This window comes from Nostoc sp. C052 (assembly GCF_013393905.1).
Lineage (GTDB): Bacteria > Cyanobacteriota > Cyanobacteriia > Cyanobacteriales > Nostocaceae > Nostoc.
Genome location: NZ_CP040272.1, coordinates 2,326,356 through 2,348,964 on the forward strand (window position 1 = coordinate 2,326,356; position 22,609 = coordinate 2,348,964).

Here is a 22,609-nt window from a genome sequence, read left to right on the forward strand (position 1 = left end):
TCATTTGTCATTAATTATCTATCTTCCTCTGCTCCCCTGCCTCTTCTTACCCCCAATCCCCAATCCTATGGTTCAAAGTCGCTCTAGTCCAGCTGTAAGCATTCAATTAACGCCAATGCAAATTCCCGAAGCTTTACCTGTGGCAGGTTTAGCATTTGCAAACGCCGAAAACATCGATGTTGCTGGGCGTAGTTTACTCTTGCATCCTGGACATCCCAGCGAGATGATTGTCCAAGTACAAAACTTAGAACAACGTCCTTTGCGGGTAAGCTTAAGCATTGAGGGTAACTTCCCATCCCAGTGGTGTCAAATTGGCACAGAAGGCAGTGAAATACCGCCTCGTGGACAAATGGATGCTGTTCTCTACTTCTCAATTCCCGACACATTTTTTGAAGATCAAGAAGCAATTTCACCTGGAAAAAAAGATAAACTAACGCTCAATTTTCGCAGCCTAATTACCCTACACATAGACCCAGGCACGGACAACGAACAAATAGAGAGAAGCGAGTATTTCGATTTATACATCCGCCCCTATACTGCCTACATGGAATTCTTGCCAATTTTGTATCGAGAAGTGGACTTTATTGGTCGCTTCATGAAAATATTTGAGCAAGCTTTTCAACCAATAGTTAATAGTTACAACGTCATGTGGGCAAACCTCGATCCCTTGACAGCACCACAAGCATTACTACCCTTTATGGCTCATTGGGTTGCTTGGCAAGTAGATTCTGTTTGGGATCTCCAGCAACAGCGGCGTTTAATTCGCCGTGCCGTAGAACTTTATCGCTGGCGAGGAACTCGTAAAGGATTGCGTCTTTACTTGCATCTTTATACTGGTTTACCACTAGACGAACATTTAACTAATGAAGCTGATAAACATATTAGTATTACCGAACCGTTTGGCCCAAGTTTTATTATCGGAGATGCACAATTAGGAAATGCAGTTTTAGCAGGTGGACAACCATATCATTTCATAGTACGTTTGCGTTCAAATATTTCTAGTGGCATCATCAACGAAGAACTTATCCAAAGAATCATAGAACAAGAAAAACCAGCTTTTTGCACTTATGAATTATCTATCGAGAATCCCACTAATTAAATAATTCATAATACTCGCCATTCGCGTAGCGTCTCGTAGAGAAGGCGAGAAGCAAGCTACGTAATTCGTAATTAAGTAAAATTAAACAGACTTTTAATCTAAAATCCAAAATCCAAAATCCAAAATTCCTATGTCCCACCCTTTCCCACCACCACCAATAAAATCTTTTGAGCGCCTGCAAGCCGCAGATGGCTTACTAATTAATGCGGAACGTTGGCGCACAGCCCATGAATATCACCGGAATCGGCAAAATGCTCAATATCAAAGTCTCAATCAACCAGGAATTGTCTGCGGTTTAGGCGTGCGAGATGTAACAGCCCCAAGCCAAGTTGAAGCTAGATATCGAGATGGACGTTGGGTACAAATTCAACCTGGTATTGCAATTGATTTAGCAGGTAATCTAATTGTTGTACCGACTTCTTATGATTTTCCTATCGATCTAGAAGTAGTAAGTTCTGAACCACTCATGATCTACTTAGTAGTTAGCTATGTAGATCCTGACGAATTGCGGCGCGGACAGCAAAGAGATATTGTTCAAGAAACTTATCGAATTGACCAAAGAAACTCTACACCAGCCAGTTCGGAAATAGAAGTATGTCGGATACTTCTGCAACCAGGACATACTGCAATTACTCAACCTGCGGATGCTTTTTTTCCTGGATATAACAATATTGATTTGCGTTATCGCCGTCAAGCACAAATGCGTCCTCAAGCACTTGTCTGTATGGCGCAAGCGAATCATAGCGATCCCGAATGTGCGCGTAATTTTTTCAGCCTTTCGTATTTGTTACAAGCAGTAGAACCCTTGTATCCCAGTTTGCGAGGGGCTGATGAACCCGGTCAGGTTTCTTTAGCAGAAAATATCCAAGACTATGACATTCTTTATCTCACAGGTGGACAAGCAATTTCTTTAAATAGTCTCGAATTTGAATCCCTCAGAAATTACTTAAATTTAGGTGGTGTGCTTCTAGTTGATGCACCAATAAATGCTAATCCTCTAATTGAGAGTACTCAAGCTTTAGCACAACAATTAGAAAGTCCTTTAAGACCTTTAGAAGAATTACAACGGAGTCATCCTTTAAGGACAAAACCTTTCTTATTTGCTGCCTTGCCAATGGTTAATCAACAGCAGATTAAACTATTAATCGGTGGAGGAATTATTTTAGCTATTGGAGATTTGGCAACTGCTTGGGGACTGGATAGAGATTTGAGTTTACCCAGATTGACTATTCGTACAGCTCAGGAATTAGGGATTAATATTCTTCACTATGCTTGGAAACGGCGACAGTTAATTGGTTTGCAACAGGAAGATAATTCCGGGCAGTGGTGAAAGAGGCAGGGAGCAGGGGGCAGGGGGCAGGGAGCAGGGGGACAGAAAAGGGATTAGTGTCAACTTAACGGGAAACGGGCGGTTAGAAACCGCGTCTATACAAACAAAACCCACCTCCGTGGGTTTCAAACTCTCAAGGGAACTCCAAGAAATAAATTATCCAAAGTTGTGGGGTGGGCATCTTGCCATTGGTGTCAACTTAACGTGAAACCGCTCGTCCGCCGGGAATTGAAATTCCTATCTCATAGCTAAAGTCATCTGAAGATGACTAAATGTCGCCAAAAATCTCCAATCTACTTCAGTAGACTTAAGCTATTAGCCCGAAAATTTATGAAGAAGGGGAAGAGGGAAAGGGGAAGGGGGAAAGGTAAAAACCGTACTGCGTCCCGCTCCGCTAACGCCCGCAAGTGGCGCGACCTGTTCATCCCTTTCCCCTTTAACCTTTCCCCTTTAACCTTTTATTTCCGGGCGGGCATAGCAGCCAACAGATATGCCAATTTATTGCTGAGGAAAACCCGAAACTGAAAGGCAATAAATAACTTTCGCTACTTTCACTATTTTTTCGATTGTTCTAAATAAACAGCAACCTGCATCATAAAGCTGTTACATCTTTGTTAAGAATAGTTACAAGTTCTTAACACAAGGAAATATTTATTATGGTTCTCTCAGTTGAGAAAAATGCACCACATCAGGTTGTGATCATTGGTGGTGGCTTTGGTGGACTGTATACAGCAAAAGCTTTGAAGACAGCAAACGTAAACGTTACTCTCATTGATAAACGCAACTTTCACCTATTTCAGCCGCTTTTATATCAAGTTGCCACAGGTGCGTTATCACCTGCTGATATTTCTGCACCATTGCGATCTGTATTCAGCAAAAGCAAGAATACAAAAGTGTTGCTAGGAGAAGTAAATGATATTGATCCCAAAGCGCAACAAGTTATTTTGGGTGATGAAATAGTACCTTATGACACATTGATTGTCGCCACAGGTGCTAACCACTCCTATTTTGGTAAGGATAACTGGAAAGAATTTGCTCCTGGCTTGAAAACTGTTGAAGATGCCATAGAAATGCGTCGCCGGATATTTTCGGCATTTGAAGCGGCAGAAAAACAAACTGATCCAGAAAAACGCCGTGCTTTGTTGACTTTTGTGATTGTGGGTGGTGGCCCCACCGGTGTAGAGTTAGCAGGTGCGATCGCAGAATTGGCATACCAAACTCTCACAGAAGATTTCCGCAGCATCAACACTTCAGAAGCGAGAATTTTACTATTGCAAGGTGGCGATCGCATCCTCCCACACATTTCACCAGAGTTATCAAAAGTAGGAGCAGCATCTTTACAGAAGTTGGGTGTGGCTGTCTACACTAACACCAGAGTGACAAATATTGAAAATAACATTGTTACTTTCAAGCAAGGCGATGAATTGACAGAAATAGCCTCAAAAACCATATTGTGGGCAGCAGGTGTTCAAGGTTCACCTCTGGGGAAAGTTCTAGCAGAAAATACAGGTGTAGAGTGCGATCGCGCCGGACGTGTGATTGTAGAACCTGACTTGACTATCAAGGGTTATAAAAACATTTTTGTCGTGGGAGATTTAGGCAACTTCTCTCATCAAAATGGTAAACCCTTGCCTGGTGTTGCACCTGTAGCTAAACAACAAGGAGAGTATGTAGCTAAACTCATTAAACGCAGGCTTCAAGGTCACACTTTGCCACAATTCCGTTACAATGACGTGGGTACTTTGGCAATGATTGGGCAAAATTTAGCTGTTGTAGATTTAGGCTTAATCAAACTCCAAGGTTTCATTGCTTGGCTCTTTTGGCTAGTAATTCACATCTACTTCTTAATCGAGTTTGACACTAAAATAGTAGTAGCAATTCAATGGGCGTGGAATTATATCACTCGTAATCGTCGCTCTAGATTGATTACAGGTCGGGAAGCTTTTGTAGAAGCAAAAACTGTTAAAAAGAGCGTGCAACGATCTTCTGTGACACCTCTGTAACTTTAAGGATTACAGAATCATTCAATGATGCTATAAGAGCTTGTTAGAGTGATGGCTGTACTTCCCTTATTTTGAGATGGCAAAAGAAATTAACGGCTTGAGGAGGAAGGAATTAACGTAAGTTTGATAAACTTCTCCCTGTCTTGAACTAAAGTTCAAGTCTGTCCCTCTCCGACTCGGAGAGGGGCGGTTTTGCGTGATTCTAGAATCTTCATTACACCGATTAAGGATTTTCAAAAAGTTGTAATTATTGATTTTGGTTGTTTGCGATCGCAGCATTATTTTTATCATGTTCAAGTTCTCTCATTAGAGAGTCAAAACCGCTGGTGTTATTTCCGCTTTGGGCAAATAAAGACCGAATTTTATTGATGATCGTACTCATGCTGCTGGAGAGAAACCGACCAATATTATTAACAAAGTTTTTCAGTTTCTCAAATATCGTAACCTCTACAGTTGAGTATTTATTGACAATGGGATATACAATTTTTCCTTTTTCTGTTTCATAGTACTCTTGTTCAGGCATCAACATTGATTTTAGTGGTTGCACCTGTTTTGCCATATCGGCTTCGGTTCGTTTATTGCTAATGAATAAAACATCATAAATTTTGCCATTCCAGCTAGCCCAATAATGGTTTTGAAAAAACCATCGTTTACCATCATCACAATTGGGCTTTTTTCCTTGGTGTGGCGTAGCTCCAGCTTCACTCAAAAAGGGTTTAGCGATACTTTCAACTGTTATTTTTTCAATACCAAAATATTCTTCTGCAACTTTTTTAAAAGCACGAGCTAAGGTCTGACAATCTCCTTCTGGAGAGCCTTTCAATAGAGTATCTTGACTCTTGCTCACCATTGTATATTGAAATTGAATATTTCCAAAATTTTTGAAAAGTTGTTCCAGAATTTTATCTTCTGGTAATGTGTCATCTATGCCATTTACTAGTGTTTTGGCTAGCGAGTATTCTTGTAAAAATTTTTGTTTTTTATCTGCTGAGTTGTTTGCTGCTAATATCTCTTCAGACTTTGCTTGTTCGTTCTTAATACCTGGTAAGGTTGTCTGCTGTGCATCCTGGTTTTCTGAAACAACTCGATTAATTTGGTTAACTACAGAATTAGCAACTCTATCCGCCTCTTGCTCATATTGATCTCCTGATTGACCAATAGTGAGTTTTGGCTGTATTTGTTCCATTGACACACTATCAGCACGCTTGATCGCCATTTTGCTCAGGCTATGACCAAACTGGGAAGAGTGTTCCTTGTCTTGCTGCAACGACTCATTCATCTTTGTTTGCAATACAGTGAGTCGCTCTTGTCCCTCTGCTGCGATCGTGCCGTGCTTGGCTTGTATTTGGAGTTTTGCTGCCTCAAATTGATACTGTTGAAATTTCTGATTTTCTACTTTGGACTGTACTATAGGCTGGTTGGAACGGAGTTGAGGGTGGGTAGTTAATAGATGCGCTTGCAACTGACTTTGCTCTGACGAATAAGCGGATGAGTCAGCTTTTTTGTGAATTTGTAGCCGTTCTTTCATCGCTAGTTTCAAAAGTCAATAGTGGGTAATCTATATATTATGTCACTTACTTAAAGATCCCCGACTTCTTAAATAAGTCGGGGATCTGATTGTTTACAAACGATTTAGGATTGCGATAATTTAACGTGAGTTCGACAGAACTAAAAAATGTCTCGGCTTTTTTTTGTCACTTTTTACCGATTCTCCATCAATGATAGCGTAGGCGAAGCCCGCCGCAGGCATCGCCTTTGTAATGCTCAGTTGTCCAAAGCCTTACATAGTGGGCTTTTTGCCTTTTTCTAATCGTCGAACTCACGTAAAGGTTAAGATTCCCAACTTCTGAAAAAAGTTGGAAATTTTGTTGTAAAAAATTACAAGACTACCTCAGCCTTCCCGGAAAGTAGCACACATCAAGTCTTGTCACTGTAAAGCTTACGCTATTGTATTATATATACCCAAATAATGTAATACAAGTAAACATAAACATCATGAAACATAGATTTTGGGCAAGCTATCTACTTGCTGCTTTAGCATTTCTCCCTTTCGAGCCTGTAAGTACTACTCAAGTTTTAGCAACAGAGTCAGTTTACCAATTAGCACAAGCGAAAACAGCTTACACCCAATATATGCAGCTTGGCTATAATGAAACCAAACAGAGAAACTATAGAAAAGCTTTATTGAATTTTCAGCAAGCAGAACGCCTACGTCCTGGAGATAAGTATGCTACTTCTGCAATTAGAAATGTTACAAGTTACATCCAACGCGGTAAAAATCGTATTGCCTTTGTTCCAGGTAGACCTGGTAGGGTCAGGTCAGCAGGAACACGGGGAAGTTGCTTTCAAGCTGGACAATATCTTATTCCCCTGACGCCAACAGATAAGGAAGCTCAACGAACCACAGCAGAGCATCCCACATTTTTTTTCTACCTTCCTCAAACCTCTACAACAGTGCAAGCCCTAGAATTTGTTTTGCGGGATGGTGATAGCATTGACCCATTATATAAGGGAACTTTCAAACCTGTTGGGCAGAATGGTATTGTTAGTGTAAATATACCCGCCGATCAGTCATCTCTACAAATCGATAAAGAGTACAATTGGACTTTTTCGATGATTTGTGATACTAATAACCGCGATAAAGATTCTTATGTAGAAGGTACAATTGTGCGATCGCAAGATGAAAACCTATCTCTTCAACTAAAGCAACCAACCACAGACCTAGATCGTGCTGTTTTATTTGCCACAGCTGGATTTTGGGAAGATGCTTTAAGAACTTTAGCTAATTTACGCCGCCAGCGCCCTAACGATCCTGAAGTTGAGAAATATTGGGAAGATTTATTGAATTCAGTAGACATTAAAGAAGTTGTAAACAAGCCTTTATTGCCCTGTTGTACTGCCCAGAAATAAGTTAACAATTATTTAAAAACCTGGTTTTCATAGAGAAGCTGGGTTTTTTACCCTTCAATTTAAGATTAAGCGATCGCTTTGGAGGGGCATCACTTCCTCTAAACTGAGTTCAGCAATTTCCCAAGCTTTTTGGTAAAGTATTCTAGAAAATCCGTATCACGAGAATAGGCGATCGCTAATTGCAATTGCCAGTTTATTGCTCAGAATCTCTTCATGGACGGCAGCAATGTAAGCTGTAATTAAGTTCAACGTGACCAAGGAGCGAAAGAAATAATCCAGAAGCTCAAGTCTGCGATGAAGCAGGTTGATAAAGTTGTGTGAGCAACGCTTAATTATGGTTAGTTAGTTGGACATGATATCACTCATTCTCATGCTTCGTATGAGAACTCTTAACTCCTAACTCCCCAAATTTAGGACTCCACCACCCTTTTTGAGTACTGAAATAAGCCACATCTTTATGTTTAGTGTCTTTACGCGATCGCGAATCGCTACATCGCAACATTGTCTTACTCTGTCCCTCTTTGATGTAACTGTACTCCTCTAGAGGTTTTTTGCATACTGGGCAGGGATATTTCGTAATCTTGACAGCAGGTTTTTGTTGATTTTCAGGCTGGGCGGCTTTAGTTTGTGGTGGCTGCCAAGTTTTGTTAAAGTCGCTCCAAAATAGCACGACATTTTCACAGCCTTTTGTACATTTGAGGAAATATTTCTTTTTGACTTTACTACTCGGAATTTTGGCGAGAAAATTTTTGCATTCAGGGCATCGCGTTTTGGAAGTTTCGTATTTCCGCTCACTTATAACATTAGCTTTACCTATTGAGGAACTTGGAACTATAGTTTTAGCTTTGGAAAGTGCTGGTATGAAGTAATTCTGATTCCAACTAGTTAAATAATGCTGCCAAGAATTTTTTCCTTCGGAAATTGCATCAAGGGCATCCTCCATTTTTGCTGTGAATTCTGCCTCTAGTAAATCAGGCAGGGCTTTGAGCAAAAACGCATCAACTTCTAACCCTAACGCTGTCGGTTGCAGATGGTCTTTTTTCAACTCGACATAATTTCGTTTTTTTAAGGTAGCAACAGTAGGAGCATAAGTACTTGGGCGACCAATTCCTTTACGTTCCATCAGTTGCACTAATTTTGGTTCACTATAACGGGGTGGTGGTTGAGTCTGCTTCTTTTCATGTCCAGCATTCTCTAGTTTTAATGCTTGTCCCTGTTGTAATGAAGGTAAAACACTATCTTTGCTGAGATTGTTCCAGTACCGAGCATAACCGTAAAATTCGATCACCTGCCCTCTGGCTGACCACAGTAGAGAACCAGACTGAGTAATCACCAGAGTTTTACGCAATTGGGCAGCACGACACTGAGAAGCAATTGACCGTTTCCAGATCATCACATACAGATTAAACTCATCATCAGGAAGTTCTAAACGCAACTGAACTGAGGGACGAAATACATCCGTTGGACGAATGGCTTCATGTGCTTCTTGAGCCGATTTGCTACTGCGATGCTTGGCGACTTGCTGCGGTACATTCTGCGGGTCGTTTTGCTCTAACCATTTACGGGCGCTGGCACAAAATTCTGGACTCAGCATTACTGAGTCTGTTCGCATATATGTAATTAGCCCTGCCTCATAGAGCTTTTGGGCCACAATCATGGTTTTGTCGGGAGCAAACCTCAGCTTTGAACCGGCTGCTTGCTGAAGGCTGGAAGTTGTAAATGGTGGAGGCGGCTGGCGGTTAACGATTTTTCCTTCAAAATGAATCACCTGATGAGGATGCTGCTGTGCTTCTTCAACTAAACGTGTAGCTTCTGCTTCAGAAAGAACGCGCTTAGACTCTGGTGTTTCTGGACTATTACCTACCTTTGCATCATCGTTAGTTTCAGTTTCTTGGTCTGGTGCATCTTTCGCAGAATCAACCGTCCCTTTGTAAAAAGCCCGAAATCCTTCCGCATAATCTACCCAGACACTCCAGTAATCTTGGGGGACAAAAGCCAGAATTTCGTTTTCTCGCTGACAAATTAGATGTAATGTCGCGCTTTGGACTCTGCCAACACTCTTAGCACCGTTATTCAATGCCCAAACTAAAGGGCTACCTTTATAACCTACCAACTTATCTAGACAATCTCGGCACAACCCAGCACCGATTAAGTTTTGGTCTAGCTTTCTGGGGTTTGCGATCGCACTCTGTACCGCCGATGCTGTAATCTCAGTATAAATTACTCGTTTCGGTTCCCTTAGACCAAGGGTTTCTTTGAGATGCCAAGCGATTGTCTCGCCTTCTCGGTCTGGGTCAGTTGCTAAGACAACTTCATCAACTTGCCTCACCGCAGACTTAAGCTTCTGGATTGTTTCTTTGGCTCGTTGGTCACGCGGAATATAATTACACCTGACATTACTGCCGTCCATGACAAAGCCCAAGGAATCTTCCCCTTCATTGCTGAGTTCTCGGATGTGACCACAACTAGCGAGAACTTTCCAGTCTGCACCAAGAATTTGACTGAGTTTTTTGACTTTTCCGGGAGACTCTACCACAAGCAGGCGTTTGATCATAATTCAGGAGGCAGGAGGTATACACGCATTCAAGTGTGGGATTGAAGCGAGAACGCAGCCAATGCTGTCTTACTCTCGATACAATGTATTTTCTATTTTATTTGCATTTCTCAAACATTCTGCGATCGTCAGGTTTAGTTAAAAATTTTACTATTTTTATTTGGTCAAGCCATTTTTATACCCTGCTAGAACTGCATTAAGGGAACTCCAAGAAATAAATTATCCAATATTGTGGGGTGGGCATCTTGCCCGCCCAGTTTAACGTGAGTTCGACGATTAAAAAAAGCCAAAAAGCTTGTGATATATGAATTTGCTCAACTGGGAAAGACCAAGCGATGGCACGAAGCACCCACCGAAGGCGATCGCTACGATTGATTGAGAATCAGCAAAAAAGGCACAAAAAAATGCCGAGACTAAGAATATCTAACAAAAATGAGAGTCTCGGCTATGTCTACGATTGTATCTCGCCTCGACATCACGCAAATTTTCTGCGACGTAGATGATTTCTGTAAGCAATGGGAAAATCTATGGCAGCAAGTACCACAATTGCCATCGACAACAGGAGAACGTCGCAGTAAATCCAGGATGCATCTATCGGAAGTGATGACAATAGTCATCGCATTTCATGGCAGTGGATATAAGACTTTCAAGGAATTTTACACGCTGCATGTGCTTACAAGTTGGCATGAAGCATTTCCCAATTTAGTCAGCTACACTCGGTTTGTGGAACTGATGCCCTGGTGCTTAATGCTGTTATGTTGCTTTTTACATACGCGCACAGGAGAAATTACTGGGATTAGCTTTATTGATTCCACACCAATTAATGTTTGTCATAACTGTAGGGCACATTCTCACAAGGTGTTTAAAGGATTAGTGAAATGGGGCAAAAATTCTGTGGGCTGGCACTTTGGGTTTAAGCTTCATTTGATTATTAATGATTGTGGAGAATTACTAGCATTTTCACTTACTCCAGCAAATGTAGATGACCGAAAACCAGTCCCAGATATGACTAAAGACTTAATTGGTAAACTGTTTGGTGACAGAGGATATATCTCTCAAAAATTATTTGAGGAGTTATATGAGCGAGGATTACAGTTAGTCACAAAATCTAAGAAGAAAATGAAAAATCGTTTGGTAAAACTGATTGATAAGATTCTGTTACGCAAACGTGCTGTCATTGAGTCGGTCAACGACCATCTAAAAAATATATGTCAAATCGAACACCAAGGTCATCGTAGTCCATTTAACTTTTTGGTTAATTTGATGGCTGGTTTAGCGGCTTATACCTATTTACCCAAAAAACCTTCCATTGACATTTACCCAAAAGATTTGCCTGCTCTACCTCCTGCCATTTTTTAATTCCGTCGAACTCACGTCAGTTTATAGGGCGGGCAAGATGCCCACCCCACAAGAGTTAATTGAATATTTTTTTATTTGGAAGTCTCTAATAAAAAAGATCGGGAGATTTGCATAAAAATACTTCATTTCAATGAAGTAAATAAATACCTGTTCTAAAGGTGTTATTGCACATACAGGGAGAATGGTAAATTATTCCTGTAATGTTCATTACTTAACCGCATGCATCATTTAGTTAAGTAAACCGAACAGTTAAAAACATCACAGTCAATTCAGGAAAATTATATTATGCCCAGACTAATTGTTTCTTCACTCTTACCCATAGGCACTGTGAATTCCGATCTAGTGGTTGGCAAACAGGATAATACGGCGTTGCCAGCAATTCCAGCAATTGGAATTGAGGTTAGAACAAGGGGAGTCATTAATACTCAAGCAGGTAATGACACTATCTCTGGCACAGGCATTGGTGGCGGCGATATAGGTACAGGCATTGCTAACAGTGGCATCATCAATGCAGGACTGGGAGACGATACCATCTCTGGCGTAGGCAGTGGTGGTTCCGAGTATAGAAGCTTTTTACCTGGTACGGGTATCTCTAACACTCAGGGTGGCTACATTTATGGAGGAGACGGAAATGATTTGATCAAGGGAACCGGAACGGGAGGCGATGGTTTCTTGGGAGCAAGTACTCCCATAGGTATCAATAATACTCAGTATAGTCGTATTGATGGAGGAAAAGGGAATGACTCTATCTTTGGAACTGGTAATGGTATAGGAATCTCTAACACTCAGCATGGCCGCATTGATGGAGGGGAAGGGAACAATTCTATCAAGGGAACTGGAACTGGTGGGGTTAGTGGCTATGGAGGAGATAGTACAGGCATTTTCAACAGTGGTGGCAGCGTCATTAATGGAGGCATCGGAAGCGATTCTATTACTGGTATCGGCAAGGGCGGTGCTGGGTCTGTAAATCCTGGTAATATTGATACGCTTGCGGGAAATGGTGTAGGCATCTCCAACAGTGGTAGTAGCGTCATTAGTACAGGGCTGGGAAATGACTTGATTTCTGGCAAGGGTACAGGCGGTGCAGGGGACTCGATCCCTTCTTATCCTGAAGCTGGGACAATTGCCCCTGGTGTAGGTATAGGCATTGTTAACAGTAGTACTATTGACTTAGGCGGCGGCAACGATACCATCACTGGTACTGGCATTAGTAAAGGCATAGGTATTCTTAATACTAATGGCATTATTTATGAAGGGGCAGGAGCCGATATCCTTACTGGCTATGGCACTAGTGTTGGCATTCAAGGCGGCACGATTGATGGCGGAAACGATAACGATTACTTCAAAGCTCGCCGAATTAATGCTAGCGGTAATTCCGTTGCAAACCAAGGGGGTGCTATTGCCAATGTCTTGATTAAGGGTGGCAGTGGAAACGACACATTTGATGTTGGTTACGGCAATGCTACCATCGATGGTGGATCGGGATTGGACAAGCTAATTCTGCCTAATTTCAGAAATAATTACACTATTACAGGCAGCTCCAATAATTACACCATTAGGCGCGATCAATTTACCCTAAATGTCTTGAATGTTGAGCAAATTGCCTTTATTGGCGCTGCTCAACAGCAGAGTGTACTTGGGGTTCCTAGTTAGGAATTTACAGCAAATACAAAAATTCCTCTTCCATCCGGGAGAGGAATTTTTTTGGAAGCGTTTTGTGTCTGCTTGTATTATCGATCTAACGTTTGTAAACTAAGAAACCTGCGATCGCATCCAAAAGTGCTTCTGGCTCATCTGCGCGGATCAAATGACTGCTATTCTCAAAAATTCTCAAATCGGCATTAGGAATTGCTTTTGCAATTTCTTCCGAAAATTCTGGGGCGCAAATCCAATCATAACGGCCTGCAATCACTAAAGTGGGTGCGGTAATTTTGTGTAACTGGTCGAGAATATTATAGTTGCGGAGAAAACCGCCAAAAGCAACATTAATCGCATCAACTGAGAGGATATTCCGCTGCCAAGCAATGCCTGACGTAGTAGGCTCATATCTTAGCGAATACATTGGCCCCAACACTTGAAAATACTGTCTTAGCTGTTCCTCATTTTCAAAGTTTCCGTCCCAAAGCCTTTGAGCGCTTGCTTTTTGTTCTTCAGTTCCCTTTGATGCGAGGATTTCCTTAGCCCGTTTTAAAAAGCCACTATGGGCTGCTGTGGCAATCACAATCAGATGAGAGACATTCTGAGGATAGCGGACTGCATAAGTCAAAGCCACCATACCACCGTAAGAGCCGCCAATCACAACAATTTTGTCCAGACCAAGGTGTTGGCGCAAAGCTTCCATATCTTCAACATTATTGTCTAGAATATAGGTTTCTTTTGGGCCACGGGCAGACCTTCCTTGACCGCGATGGTCAAAATAGACTAGTTGTAGTTTTCGGCTTAAAGCCGAGAAGGTTGGTTTGAAGGAAGTATGATCTGCACCAGGCCCCCCATGAATTAGAAAGGCAACAGGTTTAGAGGAGATGCTTGCGCCATCCACCACTAATGCAGAACCTTCCACATCAAAGAAAATTTCTGTATCTCGTATTTTCGCTCGCATTTTCGGGATTGTATAAAATCAGATGACTTCAATTCCAAATAGTAACAACTTGCGTCGGAAGTCCTTTGCTACTCAAATGTTACTCATTTTTGCCCAGTGGACTGTCTGTCATTTACCTAGCCATGCCAAAGCAGCATCAACATTACTAACCTGCTCCCCTGGGGGTATGGCTGGGCGATTTACCATCACAACCTTTATGCCCAGTTCTCGCGCGGCAATAATCTTGGGCTTTGTGGCATCGCCACCGCTATTTTTACTAACGATAGTATCAATGTTGTTGTGAATTAGAATTTGTCTCTCATTCTTGAGGCTAAAAGGCCCGCGATCGCACAATACCATCCCCGGCGGTACTAAAGCATCATCGCCAGGCGGGTCAATCATCCGCATCAAAAACCAAATTTTCTCTAGGTGAGCAAAGGCAGCAAGTTCTTGCCTACCAACTGTTAAAAAAACTCGCTGTGCCTGGTTTTGCAGGGCTGTTGCTGCGGCTTTAACGCTATCAACTTCAATCCAGCGATCGCCACTTACTTTTTCCCAAGGCGGACGAATTAACATCAGACGGGGTACTCCGACTTCTGTTGCAGCATCGGCGGCATTGAAGGAAATTTGAGTCGCAAAAGGATGAGTTGCATCAATTAATAAGTCGATTTGCATGACTCGCAGATAGCTAGCCAATCCAGCCACACCACCAAAGCCTCCAACCCGTAAATCGCCCAAGGGTACTGACGGTTCAAGGGTGCGGCCAGCTAAAGAGGTGATTACTTCTAACCCTTGGATAGTAGCAACTTTGGCGGCTAGTTCTGCTGCATCTCCCGTCCCACCCAGAATCAAAACACGCATGATTAATATGAAAATATAAAACAGGAGTCAGAATACAGAATTCAGAATTCAGAATACTCTAAGTAGGTAGGCGAGAAAATTTATAAATATGTCATTACGAACTGAGCGAAGCCAACTAATTGCATGGGTTTCAAGCATTTTGTATTTCGTTATTCACGCCTAATGTGAAATCAATAGAGTTTCAACCTAGTTCCCTGCTGTATTTATTTTCTCTCACCGACTTAATTCGGCAGACTGCTCCAAAATCCACGCAGCCTGAAAAAAGTCGCGCTCACAAAACATCGCATAACGATAGCTTGAATGCACAACAGTATTGTTAGTGGCATAATTGTCAACTAAACTTTCTAATTGTTGTGTGAGTGGTTGAAAGTCTGCGCTACTGTAAGTACGAATCCAGTTGCTATATTGATGATTCGGAATACCATTACTTGCCAATTTTTCTCCTAAAAAGGCATACAAACCCATACAGGGAGCCATCGCCGCCGCAGTTAAACCCACATCTCCACCCCAAGCAGTTGCTAACAAAAAGTCTGTATAGCGGCGGGTAGCAGGCGCAGGTTCCACGGAATGCAAATTGACTCCCCACTCAGAGGCATAGTTACTATGCAGGCGCAGTTCTTCTAAAACTCCACTAGCTAAGTTATGAAATGTGGTGAAACCTAACCAGTCTGGTGCTTTAGCGGCGGCGATACTGTACGCACGGGCAAAAGCTTCTAAGAAAAAAGCATCTTGCCCTACGTAGTAAGCAAATTTTACTTGCTCAAGAGTCCCATCACCAATGCCTTGAACGAAAGGATGCTCTAGGCAAGCTTGGGCTAAATCTTGATTTGCTGCCCATAATTCCTTAGATAAAGTCATCTGTTATTTGTCATTTGTCATCTGTTATTATCCCACTCAAAAAGGGAAGAACTGAAGCAAGACTGAGCCAAGACTTCCAAAAAAGTCCATGAAACTGGGGCTACCAGTACTTACCTTGTCATTTACTGGTGTTTGGAGTTCTTTAATAAAAGCTTGGGCCGTTAGCGTTCCAGGGTTGTTGTTTTGGGATGTAAACAATTTTTCAGCAACTTGGGCATCTTGAAATGCACCTTGTCTATCTAGTATTTGGTAGCGAGCGACACCACGAGCTAGATAAGCACCTGCGTATTCTGGTTTAATAGCGATCGCTTGATTAAAATAACTGATTGCTTGCTGTTGGTTGCCTTTTTGCCCTTCTGCTATACCCCAAGCATAAAATTCTTCTGATGAAGCCACTTGTAATGGTATCCCAACTGCACCCTGAAAGTTAGCGCCATTCAGGTAAGCACCATTTAGTTCGGCATTCGCTAAATAAGTATTTCTCAAATCAGCACCAGTCAAATTTGCCCCACTAAATTTAGCTTCGCTCAGGTTAACACCAAATAAACTAGCACCACTCAAGTTTGCACCCCGTAAATCTGCGCCGCTCAAATTTGCACGGCTGAGGTTAGCACCTGTAAGATTAGCACCGCTCAAATTTGCTCCAGACAAGTCAGCCAGAACTAAACCTGCATTCGTCAAATCGCAGTTTTGACATTGTTTGGTTGCTAATAACTGTCTAACATGTTCGGAGTTTGCTGCTTGTACCGTTGCTGTCAAACTAATAGTGGTTAAAAATGCTGCTACGCCGATAATTTGGTTTTTCATAATCGTGTAATATTTCTTACTCCATACTAAGATTAACTGAGACGGATTTATACCTCAGCATTATGATATGAGCAATCTCAACAATTTGCCCTCTGTAGTTGTCTATATTACTGATAAATTGGTGATACCTTTACTAGGGAACGCTACGCTAAAGGATTGTAGAAAAGTAGTCAAGCTATTGATTGAGCCAATATTAAGACTGATAACCCCGGTAAGGATGGTAAATGAGCGTCATTCGTCAAGATAAATTATACACTCCACAATAGGTAAAACTGATGTCACAAAATTAAACTCAAGAAAGCATCTGTAACATCCAAAAAATTAGTATTTTTTGAAATCAAGTAAATTATTAGAGCAGTATCCAAGCATACAATTTGCCCTGATAACTAGACTAGCCATTGTCATAACGGATGGTCTAACTCAGGAGTAAAATAATAGATTTGCTTTTGTATACCCTGATTTTAAATAAATATGAGACTATAGAAACATTAAGACAGTCAGAAAAACGTGAGTCAGCAAGACAAACTCTTAGAAAAAATTCTCTCTGGGACTTCTGATACAGACATCCCTTTTGCCCAACTGTGGCAACTTTTATATACATTAGGCTTTGAGGAACGGATTCGTGGCGATCATCGTATTTTTATCAAAGCCGATGTTGAGGAAATATTGAACCTGCAACACAAAAAAGGAAAAGCTAAAAGCTATCAAATTAAACAAGTCCGAGCAGTGATTATTAAGTATAAGCTAGGAACTAAAAATGATGTTTCGGTATGAAATTATTCTCTATTGGAGTGAATTAGATCAAGCTTTTATTGCTGAAGTCCCAGAATTATCAGGCTGTGCTGCTGATGGCGATTCTTATCAAGAAGCCCTGCATAATGTAGAATTAGTTGTGCAGGAATGGATAGAAACGGCTAAAGATTTAGGGCGTCCGGTTCCTGAACCTAGACCGCGTTTGATGTATATTTGATTGATACACAAGCTAAGTCAAACTGATTTTTAACATCATCAGAAATTTTCAGATGATATAGCAATACTAAATTATTCATGAAAAATTAGATCCCCGACTTCTCGAAGAAGTCGGGGATCTGGACATCGCGCATTTTTACAACTGATTTAGGATTGCTATAGAGGAAGTCTAATTAAAAAGCTTAGTCACTGGCAATCTTACAAATCACCATGATATGTGATTTGTATTTGTCGGTACTATAGTGAATAAGTTGTAGTCCAGAACGTTCTAGTTCTTGCAAAAGTTTAGGTATTTCATACTTGTGGTGTCGCCAGATAGTAATCTCTTCACCTTCAGAGATTTCAATTTTTTTATCTATCCCTATCCGGCTAAAATTGATAGTGTGATTATGACGGAGTTTGAGATTAGCAACTATACTATCTGTTTTTAGATCGTACTTTCTCACTAATTCACAATCTTCAGATTTAATCCCAATCTTATTTTTAACCCATCCATATATTTCTTCTACATGATACTTGCAGCCGCCTCTAAATATTCCATCCCATGTAGAGTTAGAACCAGTTTCGTTAGTGAACACTAGAAAATCATTTTTTCCCATACTATCTCTAAAATTTTTGAATACCTCATCTCTATTTTGATGATTTCCAATGGTAACTCCTAAGTGTAAAAATATTTTTGCTGTGTCGTCAATTTCAAGACTAGTTTGATTTTGAAACAAAGTTTTAGGTATAGAACTATTTTCTATGTCAATTGTGGAACTAATAAATTTGACTAGTGGAAACCATTTTTTAAAATTATTTCTGGATACCTGAAGTAGTTCATCACTAATATCTAAGGCAATATATTTATTAACCTTCCCTAATTTATTGAGTCTGCGGATAAATTTTTTAACAGGATAGGAATTTCCGGCACCAACATCTACAATGTTGACTCTCTCGCCAGTTTTGATATTGCTATTCAGATATTTAAAATTACTCTTTAAAAGATCAATTTCTACATTTGCTCTTCCATACCATTTAGGAATAACATATTTTAGATAAAAATCGTCCCAAATTTTTGCACCTCTACCTTTATAAGAATACTTTAGAGGTATTTCTCGCCTAACTTCTAAAGCATCAATTATTCCTAAAACTTCTGCTTCAGAAAAAAGAGAGTAGAACTCAGAACTTGGCTTGGCTGTGCGACTGATAGTAGTTGAGATATCTGAAGGAAGTTGGGAATTGCTATGAAAATTTTGAGCCATTATTTTTGTTCTTTGGTTTTCTTCGGTCTGGAAATGGATGAGCCGCAATGCTTGCCAAACAGGTATTCTCCCATACCACTGTCTCAAAACTCAGAATTTCCACCAAAAATAGAAGGTTAATCTCTAATCCCCCATTCGCTACTCTACATAATGGCCAATTGTTTTTTTACAATCAAAGTACGATAATTTTCCAAAGATATAGGGTGAATACCATTGGTTCAGCAACCAGAACTCCAGGAAACTTCGTTGATACAGCCAACCCAGCGCGTGCTGAAAAGTTTAAGTACTTACCGATGGACTTCACTGGGAGCATTGGTCAGTCTGTTGCTGTTGACGATCGCTAACGCTGTCACCCCACAACTATTTCGCTGGGGAATTGATGAGGGGATATCGCAAAAAAACCTCCAAATTGTGCTATACAGCGCCGCTTGGATGGTAGTAGCCGCGATCGCTCGTGGTGTATTTAATTTTGGACAAAGCTATCTAGCAGAAGCAGTATCTCAGGGTGTTGCTTATGACCTGCGAAACAAAATTTTCAGCAAAATTCAAAATCTCAGTTTCAGTTTTCATGACCAGGCGCAGACTTCCCAACTCCTAACCCGTGTCACCAGCGATATTGAGCAGATTCGTACCTTTGTTGGCACTAGCTTAATTCAGGTTGTCGGTTCAATTGTGACATTGGTAAGTATTTCGGTACTGTTACTGGTGATGAATTGGCAATTAGCCGTGATTACCCTGACAGTAGTACCTATGGCCGGTTGGTTGATGGCACGATTCATCAGCCAAAATAACAAACTTTTTCGGCAAGTACAAGAGCAACTGAGCAATCTGAATGCTGTATTACAAGAGAACTTGCTAGGCATCCGGGTAGTGAAAGCCTTTGTGCGGGAGTCAACCGAAAGGTCGCGTTACACAACCCTGAATGATGGCCTAGTCAAGGCGAACATGAAGACCATTAGCGCCATCCGTAATACCTTCCCATTAATATTTTTGCTGAGTAATGCAGTCACACTGGCAGTTTTCGGCTACGGGGGAGCGCAGGTAATTGGGGGTAGATTTTCCATTGGCGAACTAGTGGCCTTTAACTCCTACCTAGCATTGATTCTCCAACCGATTTTGTTGATTGGATTTGCCGCACCTGCGATCGCTCAAGCCGCTGCTTCCGCCGAACGAGTCTACGAAGTGGTAGATGCAGAAGTAGAAATTCGCGATCGCCCCGGTGCTGTCCCCTTTGACACCTGCGGTGGTAGAATTACCTTTGAAAATGTTTCCTTTCGCTATCCAGGAGCGACAACCGAAACTCTCAAAGAAGTATCTTTTGAAACCAAGCCTAATGAGCTAATCGCCGTTCTTGGCATGACTGGTTCGGGAAAAAGCACAATTATGAACTTGATTCCCCGCTTTTACGATGTCACAAAGGGAGCAGTTCGCATTGACGGACGAGATGTCACAAGTTTCACACTCAAAAGCCTCAGATCGCGTATTGGGATTGTATTTCAAGAAACTACTCTCTTCTCTGGCACAATCCGCGAAAATATTGCCTACGCCAAACCCAACGCAACCTTAGAAGAGGTAATTGAAGTTGCAAAAACCGCCCAAATGCACGACTTTATTAGCGGTCTACCCGATGGCTACGAGACGATTGTCGGTGAACGAGGTGTAGGTTTATCTGGTGGACAAAAACAACGAATTGCGATTGCTCGTACCTTGTTAACCGATTACAGCATTCTGATTTTGGACGATAGCACCTCGGCTGTGGATGCCAGAACTGCTGCCCAAATTCAAGCTGAACTAGATCACTTAATGCACCAAAAAGCTTGTACAACCTTTGTAGTAGCTCAACGCATTAGCACCGTCCAGAATGCCGATCGCATTTTTCTCATGGATAAAGGACGACTGGTAGCACAAGGCACTCACGAAGAATTGATGCAAACTAGCCCACTCTACGGTGTGATTTTGGAATCTCAGGTAAAACCAAAGGAGAAAAAATGATCCGCAATTAGCATCATTAATTTTGCTCACAGGGTTGTATTGAAGAAGAATTCAGAATTCGACTGAACGCTCATATTGAAATCTCCCATTCATAGACAATACACAACTGAATTCTGAATTCTGACTCCTGAATTCTGTTTTGATAAAGACTTTTAATCCAAAATCCAAAATCCAAAATCCAAAATTTTTATGAGAGGCACTCTTCCTGTTGTTGCATCTGAGCAGACGAGTCAGAAACTTTCCACCCTGCGGCGCTTTTTGCAATATGTGCTACTCTATCGCAAAGAAATTCCCATCGCCATCACATTAGTATTAATTGGTGCTATAACCCAGGCAATTGGGCCATTCTTTCTTGGCTGGTCGATCGATCATCTGATTGCACAAGGTAATTTGCAAGGACTACTGCAATTATTAGGACTATTAGGGCTTAACTATGGGATTGGTGTCTTGGCAACTCGCGGTCAAATTATTCGAGTCGGCTGGATTATGCAGCGATTGCTGGCTCAATTGAGGCAAGATATTTTCCTGAAAATCCAAAGTCTACCACTCAGCTTTTTTGACCGCAGCGAAGCAGGCGATTTAATGAGCCGCTTGCTAAATGATGTCAACACCGTAAATCAGGCATTTGGATTGACAGTCGCTCAAATGCTAGGCAACACTTTCAGTTTAGTTGGCATTGTGATTGCAATGCTCTCAATCAACCTGCAACTCGGTTTGTTGAGTAATTTGGTTGTGCCACTGATGATTTTTACCACAAGCTTATTTGCACGTTGGGCGAGAGCCAGATTTCGCGTCACCCGACAAACTATTGGGGAGCTTTCCGCAAAGTTGGAAGAAGATATTGGCAGTGTGCGAGAAGCACAAGCATTTAATCGCGTACAGATGAATATCGAAGAATTCGACGTTCTTAACGCCGCCAATCGAGATGCCAACGTTGAGGCTGTGGCAATTACTTCGGCCTTTTTGCCCTCTATCGATTTTCTCAACACACTAGCAACCGCAGGCGTCCTAGCCTATGGTGGTTATCTGGCGGTAACGGGAGCTGCAACTGTCGGTGTAGTGACATCCTTTTTACTTTACGTCCAGCAGTTTTTCCGCCCGATTCAAATTCTCAGCCAGTTTTATACTCAAGCTCAATCTGCCTTCGCCGGACTAGAGCGAATCTTTCTATTACTAGATGAACCGTCCGAACTCAAAGATGCAGCCGATGCCACAGAAATGCCGCCTATTCAAGGTGAGGTGACATTTGAGAATGTCAAGTTTGGCTACAACCCAGATCAACTGGTTCTCAAAGGAGTGAATTTGCACGCCTATCCAGGGCAGATGGTTGCATTAGTAGGACAGACCGGTTCAGGAAAAAGTACAATTATTAATTTGATTTTGCGCTTCTATGATGTGTCTGGCGGTGCAGTGAAAATTGATGATATTGATGTGCGTAGTGTGACTCAAGCAAGTCTGCGCCGTCAAATTGGCATCGTTCTGCAAGATAATATTTTGTTTACCGGCACAGTTGCCGAAAATATAGCTTTTGGAGTTCCTTATGCAACTCAAGCTGATATCGAAGCAGCTGCACAATTAGCAAATGTACATGAGTTCGTTACCTCACTACCACAGGGTTATACAACTCAATTGGGCGAACGGGGCGCACCTTTGAGTCAAGGACAGCGACAACTCATCAGTATTGCTCGTGCGGTATTAATTAATCCTCGAATTCTGATTCTGGATGAAGCCACTAGCAGCATCGATACCCGCACAGAAGCTCTAGTGCAAAGTGCGATCGCTCGTTTGCTCCAAGGTCGCACCAGTTTCGTAATTGCCCACCGTCTCAGTACAGTTACTCAGGCAGATCAAGTATTAGTCATTCAGCAGGGACAAATTGTCGAGCAGGGTACTCACAACGAACTCGTCAATCAGCAAGGTGTCTATGCCAACCTCTATGCTCTGCAACTGGGTGCAGCAGACACAGTGGTTCTTCAAAATCAAAAGTAAAATATTATACGATGATTTCCTTTCGCATGAGGTACAAAGTTTTTGAGACGCGATAA

The 22,609-nt window shown here is 41.6% G+C and carries 17 protein-coding genes; 10 read left to right on the plus strand and 7 right to left on the minus strand.

Going from position 1 to position 22,609, the window contains the following annotated elements:
• Positions 1-67: 67 nt before the first annotated feature.
• The 3 genes from FD723_RS09175 (at position 68) to FD723_RS09185 (ending at position 4,432) form a co-directional block, all read left to right on the plus strand.
• Positions 68-1,099 (plus strand): phage tail protein, encoded by a 1,032-nt coding sequence (locus tag FD723_RS09175; RefSeq protein ID WP_179065057.1) that lies wholly within the window; start codon positions 68-70, stop codon positions 1,097-1,099.
• A 130-nt stretch (positions 1,100-1,229) separates the two neighbouring features.
• Positions 1,230-2,429 (plus strand): DUF4159 domain-containing protein, encoded by a 1,200-nt coding sequence (locus tag FD723_RS09180; protein ID WP_179065058.1) that lies wholly within the window; start codon positions 1,230-1,232, stop codon positions 2,427-2,429.
• Between the two features lie 656 nt (positions 2,430-3,085).
• The gene (locus FD723_RS09185) at positions 3,086-4,432 is read left to right on the plus strand and encodes an NAD(P)/FAD-dependent oxidoreductase (RefSeq protein ID WP_179065059.1); all 1,347 of its coding nucleotides are present in this window, start codon (positions 3,086-3,088) and stop codon (positions 4,430-4,432) included.
• A gap of 247 nt (positions 4,433-4,679) precedes the next feature.
• Here FD723_RS09185 and FD723_RS09190 read toward each other — a convergent pair whose 3' ends face one another.
• Positions 4,680-5,960: a hypothetical protein gene (locus FD723_RS09190; protein ID WP_179065060.1), complete on the minus strand. Its 1,281-nt coding sequence runs from the start codon at positions 5,958-5,960 to the stop codon at positions 4,680-4,682.
• A 467-nt stretch (positions 5,961-6,427) separates the two neighbouring features.
• Between FD723_RS09190 and FD723_RS09195 the strand changes: the two genes are divergently transcribed.
• Entirely contained in the window at positions 6,428-7,342 is a 915-nt protein-coding gene (locus FD723_RS09195) for a DUF928 domain-containing protein (protein ID WP_256875123.1), read from the plus strand.
• Positions 7,343-7,700: 358 nt separating this feature from the next.
• Here FD723_RS09195 and topA read toward each other — a convergent pair whose 3' ends face one another.
• Positions 7,701-9,896 carry a type I DNA topoisomerase gene (gene topA, locus FD723_RS09200; RefSeq protein ID WP_179065061.1) on the minus strand — a complete coding sequence of 732 codons (2,196 nt, stop codon included), beginning with the start codon at positions 9,894-9,896 and terminating at the stop codon, positions 7,701-7,703.
• Between the two features lie 447 nt (positions 9,897-10,343).
• Between topA and FD723_RS09205 the strand changes: the two genes are divergently transcribed.
• A complete protein-coding gene (locus FD723_RS09205; protein ID WP_179065062.1) occupies positions 10,344-11,255 on the plus strand; it encodes an IS982 family transposase in 912 nt (303 codons plus the stop codon).
• A gap of 285 nt (positions 11,256-11,540) precedes the next feature.
• The gene (locus FD723_RS09210; protein ID WP_179065063.1) at positions 11,541-12,908 is read left to right on the plus strand and encodes a calcium-binding protein; all 1,368 of its coding nucleotides are present in this window, start codon (positions 11,541-11,543) and stop codon (positions 12,906-12,908) included.
• An 85-nt stretch (positions 12,909-12,993) separates the two neighbouring features.
• Here the strand turns inward: FD723_RS09210 and FD723_RS09215 are convergent, their stop codons facing one another.
• From FD723_RS09215 to FD723_RS09230, 4 genes are all read right to left on the minus strand, one after another.
• On the minus strand, positions 12,994-13,854 hold the full coding sequence (locus FD723_RS09215; RefSeq protein WP_179065064.1) for an alpha/beta fold hydrolase: 861 nt from the start codon (positions 13,852-13,854) through the stop codon (positions 12,994-12,996).
• A 108-nt stretch (positions 13,855-13,962) separates the two neighbouring features.
• Entirely contained in the window at positions 13,963-14,694 is a 732-nt protein-coding gene (locus FD723_RS09220; protein ID WP_179065065.1) for a cobalt-precorrin-6A reductase, read from the minus strand.
• Between the two features lie 213 nt (positions 14,695-14,907).
• On the minus strand, positions 14,908-15,552 hold the full coding sequence (locus tag FD723_RS09225; protein ID WP_179065066.1) for a TenA family protein: 645 nt from the start codon (positions 15,550-15,552) through the stop codon (positions 14,908-14,910).
• A 36-nt stretch (positions 15,553-15,588) separates the two neighbouring features.
• Complete coding sequence (locus tag FD723_RS09230; protein WP_179065067.1) at positions 15,589-16,359, minus strand: pentapeptide repeat-containing protein; 771 nt, start codon at positions 16,357-16,359, stop codon at positions 15,589-15,591.
• Between the two features lie 507 nt (positions 16,360-16,866).
• Here FD723_RS09230 and FD723_RS09235 point away from each other — a divergent pair.
• Both FD723_RS09235 and FD723_RS09240 read left to right on the plus strand, forming a co-directional pair.
• On the plus strand, positions 16,867-17,133 hold the full coding sequence (locus FD723_RS09235) for a type II toxin-antitoxin system HicA family toxin (RefSeq protein WP_179065068.1): 267 nt from the start codon (positions 16,867-16,869) through the stop codon (positions 17,131-17,133).
• On the plus strand, positions 17,117-17,329 hold the full coding sequence (locus FD723_RS09240) for a type II toxin-antitoxin system HicB family antitoxin (RefSeq protein ID WP_179065069.1): 213 nt from the start codon (positions 17,117-17,119) through the stop codon (positions 17,327-17,329). Before FD723_RS09235 ends, FD723_RS09240 begins: the two co-directional genes overlap by 17 nt.
• A gap of 181 nt (positions 17,330-17,510) precedes the next feature.
• Here the strand turns inward: FD723_RS09240 and FD723_RS09245 are convergent, their stop codons facing one another.
• Complete coding sequence (locus FD723_RS09245; protein WP_179065070.1) at positions 17,511-18,572, minus strand: L-histidine N(alpha)-methyltransferase; 1,062 nt, start codon at positions 18,570-18,572, stop codon at positions 17,511-17,513.
• Positions 18,573-18,785: 213 nt separating this feature from the next.
• Here FD723_RS09245 and FD723_RS09250 point away from each other — a divergent pair, with 213 nt between their 5' ends.
• Positions 18,786-20,564 (plus strand): ABC transporter ATP-binding protein, encoded by a 1,779-nt coding sequence (locus tag FD723_RS09250; RefSeq protein WP_179065071.1) that lies wholly within the window; start codon positions 18,786-18,788, stop codon positions 20,562-20,564.
• Positions 20,565-20,753: 189 nt separating this feature from the next.
• Complete coding sequence (locus FD723_RS09255) at positions 20,754-22,553, plus strand: ABC transporter ATP-binding protein (protein WP_179065072.1); 1,800 nt, start codon at positions 20,754-20,756, stop codon at positions 22,551-22,553.
• Positions 22,554-22,609: the final 56 nt, after the last annotated feature.

Excerpts from the sequence above, each read along its gene's own strand:
- FD723_RS09175 (WP_179065057.1), top strand. The coding sequence starts at position 68 with ATGGTTCAAAGTCGCTCTAGTCCAGCTGTAAGCATTCAATTAACGCCA.
- FD723_RS09180 (WP_179065058.1), top strand. The coding sequence starts at position 1,230 with ATGTCCCACCCTTTCCCACCACCACCAATAAAATCTTTTGAGCGCCTG.
- FD723_RS09185 (WP_179065059.1), top strand. The coding sequence starts at position 3,086 with ATGGTTCTCTCAGTTGAGAAAAATGCACCACATCAGGTTGTGATCATT.
- FD723_RS09190 (WP_179065060.1), bottom strand. The coding sequence starts at position 5,960 with ATGAAAGAACGGCTACAAATTCACAAAAAAGCTGACTCATCCGCTTAT.
- FD723_RS09195 (WP_256875123.1), top strand. The coding sequence starts at position 6,428 with ATGAAACATAGATTTTGGGCAAGCTATCTACTTGCTGCTTTAGCATTT.
- topA (WP_179065061.1), bottom strand. The coding sequence starts at position 9,896 with ATGATCAAACGCCTGCTTGTGGTAGAGTCTCCCGGAAAAGTCAAAAAA.
- FD723_RS09205 (WP_179065062.1), top strand. The coding sequence starts at position 10,344 with ATGTCTACGATTGTATCTCGCCTCGACATCACGCAAATTTTCTGCGAC.
- FD723_RS09210 (WP_179065063.1), top strand. The coding sequence starts at position 11,541 with ATGCCCAGACTAATTGTTTCTTCACTCTTACCCATAGGCACTGTGAAT.
- FD723_RS09215 (WP_179065064.1), bottom strand. The coding sequence starts at position 13,854 with ATGCGAGCGAAAATACGAGATACAGAAATTTTCTTTGATGTGGAAGGT.
- FD723_RS09220 (WP_179065065.1), bottom strand. The coding sequence starts at position 14,694 with ATGCGTGTTTTGATTCTGGGTGGGACGGGAGATGCAGCAGAACTAGCC.
- FD723_RS09225 (WP_179065066.1), bottom strand. The coding sequence starts at position 15,552 with ATGACTTTATCTAAGGAATTATGGGCAGCAAATCAAGATTTAGCCCAA.
- FD723_RS09230 (WP_179065067.1), bottom strand. The coding sequence starts at position 16,359 with ATGAAAAACCAAATTATCGGCGTAGCAGCATTTTTAACCACTATTAGT.
- FD723_RS09240 (WP_179065069.1), top strand. The coding sequence starts at position 17,117 with ATGATGTTTCGGTATGAAATTATTCTCTATTGGAGTGAATTAGATCAA.
- FD723_RS09245 (WP_179065070.1), bottom strand. The coding sequence starts at position 18,572 with ATGGCTCAAAATTTTCATAGCAATTCCCAACTTCCTTCAGATATCTCA.
- FD723_RS09255 (WP_179065072.1), top strand. The coding sequence starts at position 20,754 with ATGAGAGGCACTCTTCCTGTTGTTGCATCTGAGCAGACGAGTCAGAAA.